Annotated in this window: 3 rRNA genes; all 3 read left to right on the plus strand. The window is 58.2% G+C overall.

The window, feature by feature from the left end:
• Positions 1–185: 185 nt before the first annotated feature.
• The 3 genes from ONA70_RS34460 to rrf all read left to right on the plus strand — a co-directional run bounded on the left by ONA70_RS34460 (position 186) and on the right by rrf (position 5,401).
• Positions 186–1,701 (plus strand): 16S ribosomal RNA (locus tag ONA70_RS34460).
• A 378-nt stretch (positions 1,702–2,079) separates the two neighbouring features.
• Positions 2,080–5,188 (plus strand): 23S ribosomal RNA (locus ONA70_RS34465).
• A 96-nt stretch (positions 5,189–5,284) separates the two neighbouring features.
• Positions 5,285–5,401: ribosomal RNA gene (gene rrf, locus ONA70_RS34470) — 5S ribosomal RNA — on the plus strand.
• Together the 16S, 23S and 5S rRNA genes form the textbook arrangement of a ribosomal RNA operon.
• The last annotated feature ends 2 nt before the right edge of the window (positions 5,402–5,403 follow it).

Genomic DNA, 5,403 nt, shown 5'->3' on the forward strand with positions numbered 1-5,403 from the left:
TGCCCCGGATGGGGGTCCTGCGGTGGTGGGGCTTCTGGATGGTGTGTGGTTGTTCTTTGAGAACTCAACAGGGTGCTTGATAAGCCAGTGCCAATTTGTTTGATACCCCGGACTGGTCAGGCTGTGGTCTGGCTGGTTGGGATTCCTTTGGCAACTTTTTTGTTGTCAGGATTTTCTCTGATTTTTTGTTGGAGAGTTTGATCCTGGCTCAGGACGAACGCTGGCGGCGTGCTTAACACATGCAAGTCGAGCGGAAAGGCCCTTCGGGGTACTCGAGCGGCGAACGGGTGAGTAACACGTGAGCAACCTGCCCTAGGCTTTGGGATAACCCCGGGAAACCGGGGCTAATACCGGATACAACCTCTGGTCGCATGACTGGTGGTGGAAAGTTTTTCGGCCTGGGATGGGCTCGCGGCCTATCAGCTTGTTGGTGGGGTGATGGCCTACCAAGGCGACGACGGGTAGCCGGCCTGAGAGGGCGACCGGCCACACTGGGACTGAGACACGGCCCAGACTCCTACGGGAGGCAGCAGTGGGGAATATTGCACAATGGGCGGAAGCCTGATGCAGCGACGCCGCGTGAGGGATGACGGCCTTCGGGTTGTAAACCTCTTTCAGCAGGGACGAAGCGTAAGTGACGGTACCTGCAGAAGAAGCGCCGGCCAACTACGTGCCAGCAGCCGCGGTAAGACGTAGGGCGCGAGCGTTGTCCGGATTTATTGGGCGTAAAGAGCTCGTAGGCGGCTTGTCGCGTCGACTGTGAAAACCCGCAGCTCAACTGCGGGCCTGCAGTCGATACGGGCAGGCTAGAGTTCGGTAGGGGAGACTGGAATTCCTGGTGTAGCGGTGAAATGCGCAGATATCAGGAGGAACACCGGTGGCGAAGGCGGGTCTCTGGGCCGATACTGACGCTGAGGAGCGAAAGCGTGGGGAGCGAACAGGATTAGATACCCTGGTAGTCCACGCTGTAAACGTTGGGCGCTAGGTGTGGGGGGCCTCTCCGGTTCCCTGTGCCGCAGCTAACGCATTAAGCGCCCCGCCTGGGGAGTACGGCCGCAAGGCTAAAACTCAAAGGAATTGACGGGGGCCCGCACAAGCGGCGGAGCATGCGGATTAATTCGATGCAACGCGAAGAACCTTACCTGGGTTTGACATCGCCGGAAATCCTCCAGAGATGGGGGGTCCTTCGGGGCCGGTGACAGGTGGTGCATGGCTGTCGTCAGCTCGTGTCGTGAGATGTTGGGTTAAGTCCCGCAACGAGCGCAACCCTCGTTCGATGTTGCCAGCGCGTTATGGCGGGGACTCATCGAAGACTGCCGGGGTCAACTCGGAGGAAGGTGGGGATGACGTCAAGTCATCATGCCCCTTATGTCCAGGGCTTCACGCATGCTACAATGGCCGGTACAATGGGCTGCGATACCGTGAGGTGGAGCGAATCCCAAAAAGCCGGTCTCAGTTCGGATCGGGGTCTGCAACTCGACCCCGTGAAGTCGGAGTCGCTAGTAATCGCAGATCAGCAACGCTGCGGTGAATACGTTCCCGGGCCTTGTACACACCGCCCGTCACGTCACGAAAGTCGGCAACACCCGAAGCCGGTGGCCCAACCCGTAAGGGAGGGAGCCGTCGAAGGTGGGGCTGGCGATTGGGACGAAGTCGTAACAAGGTAGCCGTACCGGAAGGTGCGGCTGGATCACCTCCTTTCTAAGGAGCACCATCCGTCGAAAGACGGTATGGAGCCCGCGGCCCGCGAATGTCGGGTCGGGGTGCTCAATGGCGGAGACACTGGTGAGTCTTTCCTCGGCAACGGTCGGGTTCTTTCTAGTACGGCCACCTTCGTGGTGGTGTGGAACGAAGTCCTGGTGCGGCTGGGGGGGATGTAGAGCACCCTGTTGGGTCCTGAAAGAACAACCGGTGGTTGTCTTTCAGAGCCGTGAGCGGAACGGATGAGTTTCGCCGGCGCCAGGCATGGCCTGGCCTCGCAAACCGGGATCCCCTTGGGTGGGGTCGTAGGTGTGGGGCGGATCGGGTTGTGGGTTGGTCGTTTGTTGAGAATTGCACAGTGGACGCGAGCATCTTTGTGGTCAAGTTGTCAAGGGCGAACGGTGGATGCCTTGGCACCAGGAGCCGATGAAGGACGTGGGAGGCCGCGATAGGCCTGGGGGAGCTGTCAACCAAGCTGTGATCCCAGGGTGTCCGAATGGGGAAACCCGGCACCAGTCATGTGGTGTCACCCGCACCTGAACTCATAGGGTGTGTGGAGGGAACGCGGGGAAGTGAAACATCTCAGTACCCGTAGGAAGAGAAAACAAAGAGTGATTCCGTGAGTAGTGGCGAGCGAAAGCGGATGGAGGCTAAACCGGCTGCGTGTGATACCTGTCAGGGGTTGCGTGGTCGGGGTTGTGGGACCCTGCTGAGTGTGCTGACACGCACTCGAGGAGTTACAAAGCCAGTTGCTAGCCGAACAGTCTGGAAAGGCTGACCGTAGGCGGTGAGAGTCCGGTAGGTGAAAGTGGCTGGTCTCCTGTGGGTGTTCCCGAGTAGCGGCGGACTCCTGAAATCTGCCGTGAATCTGCCAGGACCACCTGGTAAGCCTAAATACTTCCTGGTGACCGATAGCGGACGAGTACCGTGAGGGAATGGTGAAAAGTACCCCGGGAGGGGAGTGAAATAGTACCTGAAACCGTTCGCCTACAATCCGTCGGAGCCTTGCGGGGTGACGGCGTGCCTTTTGAAGAATGAGCCTGCGAGTTAGTGGCATGTGGCGAGGTTAACCCGTGTGGGGGAGCCGTAGCGAAAGCGAGTCTGAATAGGGCGATTCAGTCGCATGCTCTAGACCCGAAGCGGAGTGATCTAGCCATGGGCAGGCTGAAGCGCGGGTAAGACCGCGTGGAGGGCCGAACCCACCAACGTTGAAAAGTTGGGGGATGACCTGTGGTTAGGGGTGAAAGGCCAATCAAACTCCGTGATAGCTGGTTCTCCCCGAAATGCATTTAGGTGCAGCGTCGCGTGTTTCTTGCCGGAGGTAGAGCACTGGATGGTCTAGGGGGCCCACAAGCTTACCGAAATCAGCCAAACTCCGAATGCCGGTAAGTGAGAGCGCGGCAGTGAGACTGCGGGGGATAAGCTTCGTAGTCGAGAGGGAAACAGCCCAGATCACCAGCTAAGGCCCCTAAGCGTGTGCTAAGTGGAAAAGGATGTGGGGTCGCATAGACAACCAGGAGGTTGGCTTAGAAGCAGCCACCCTTTAAAGAGTGCGTAATAGCTCACTGGTCAAGTGGTTCCGCGCCGACAATGTAGCGGGGCTCAAGCACACCGCCGAAGCTGTGGCACTCACACAATAACCTCGCCAGGTCTTGATATCTGGTGCAGGTGTGTGGGTGGGTAGGGGAGCGTCGTGCCGGGGGTGAAGCAACGGGGTGACCTAGTTGTGGACGCGGCACGAGTGAGAATGCAGGCATGAGTAGCGAAAGAAGGGTGAGAAACCCTTCCGCCGGATGACCAAGGGTTCCAGGGCCAGGCTAATCCGCCCTGGGTGAGTCGGGACCTAAGGCGAGGCCGAGAGGCGTAGTCGATGGACAACGGGTTGATATTCCCGTACCCGCGAAAGAGCGACCCTGATGAACCTCGTTGTGCTAACCACCCAATCCATCCAAGACCTTCGGGTTGAGGGTGGGGAGCGTGGGAACCTGGCGGGTAGTAGTCAAGCGATGGGGTGACGCAGGAAGGTAGCTGATCCCGGCCGGTGGTTGTGCCGGGGTAAGCGTGTAGGCCGTGCTGTAGGCAAATCCGCAGCACATATAGGCTGAGACGTGATGCCGAGCCGATTCAGGTGAAGTCAGTGATCCTATGCTGCCGAGAAAAGCCTCTAGCGAGTTCTGAGCGGCCCGTACCCCAAACCGACACAGGTGGTCAGGTAGAGAATACCGAGGCGATCGGGCGAACTGTGGTTAAGGAACTCGGCAAATTGCCCCCGTAACTTAGGGAGAAGGGGGGCCGGAGACGTGAAGCCCCGCGCGGGTGGAGCGTTGTATGGCCGCAGAGAGCAGGGGGAAGCGACTGTTTACTAAAAACACAGGTCCATGCGAAGAAGTAATTCGATGTATATGGACTGACGCCTGCCCGGTGCTGGAACGTTAAGGGGACCTGTTAGCTCTTCGGGGCGAAGCGGAGAACTTAAGCGCCAGTAAACGGCGGTGGTAACTATAACCATCCTAAGGTAGCGAAATTCCTTGTCGGGTAAGTTCCGACCTGCACGAATGGCGTAACGACTTCCCCACTGTCTCAACCACAGGCCCGGCGAAATTGCATTACGAGTAAAGATGCTCGTTACGCGCGGCAGGACGGAAAGACCCCGGGACCTTTACTATAGCTTGACATTGGTATCTGAGTTAGCTTGTGTAGGATAGGTGGGAGCCGGTGAAACTCCAACGCCAGTTGGGGTGGAGGCAATCTTGAAATACCACTCTGGTTGATTCGGGTATCTAACTTCGGACCGTTATCCGGTTCAGGGACAGTGTCTGGTGGGTAGTTTAACTGGGGCGGTTGCCTCCTAAAGGGTAACGGAGGCGCCCAAAGGTTCCCTCAGCCTGGTTGGCAATCAGGTGTTGAGTGCAAGTGCACAAGGGAGCTTGACTGTGAGACTGACAGGTCGAGCAGGGACGAAAGTCGGGACTAGTGATCCGGCACTGGCATGTGGAAGCGGTGTCGCTCAACGGATAAAAGGTACCCCGGGGATAACAGGCTGATCTTCCCCAAGAGTCCATATCGACGGGATGGTTTGGCACCTCGATGTCGGCTCGTCGCATCCTGGGGCTGTAGCAGGTCCCAAGGGTTGGGCTGTTCGCCCATTAAAGCGGTACGCGAGCTGGGTTTAGAACGTCGTGAGACAGTTCGGTCCCTATCCGCCGTGCGCGTAGGATACTTGAGAAGGGCTGTCCCTAGTACGAGAGGACCGGGACGGACGAACCTCTGGTGTGCCAGTTGTCCCGCCAGGGGCACGGCTGGTTAGCTACGTTCGGAAGGGATAACCGCTGAAAGCATCTAAGCGGGAAGCTCGCTTCAAGATGAGGTATCCCACCACCTTCGGGTGGGTAAGGCCCCCAGCTAGACGACTGGGTTGATAGGCCGGAAATGTAAGCCCGGTAACGGGTTCAGTTGACCGGTACTAATAGGCCGAGGACTTGACTACCAAGCTGCTACGCGTCCACTGTGCAACTCCCGACAAACGAACAACACCCCACCAATGTTTTGGTGTGGTTGTGGTTGTTTGACATGTCGATAGAGTTACGGCGGTCATGGCGGAGGGGAAACGCCCGGTCACATTCCGAACCCGGAAGCTAAGCCCTCCAGCGCCGATGGTACTGCACTCGGGAGGGTGTGGGAGAGTAGGACACCGCCGGACAA

Origin of the sequence: Micromonospora yasonensis (assembly GCF_026013475.1) — a bacterium.
Lineage (GTDB): Bacteria > Actinomycetota > Actinomycetes > Mycobacteriales > Micromonosporaceae > Micromonospora > Micromonospora yasonensis.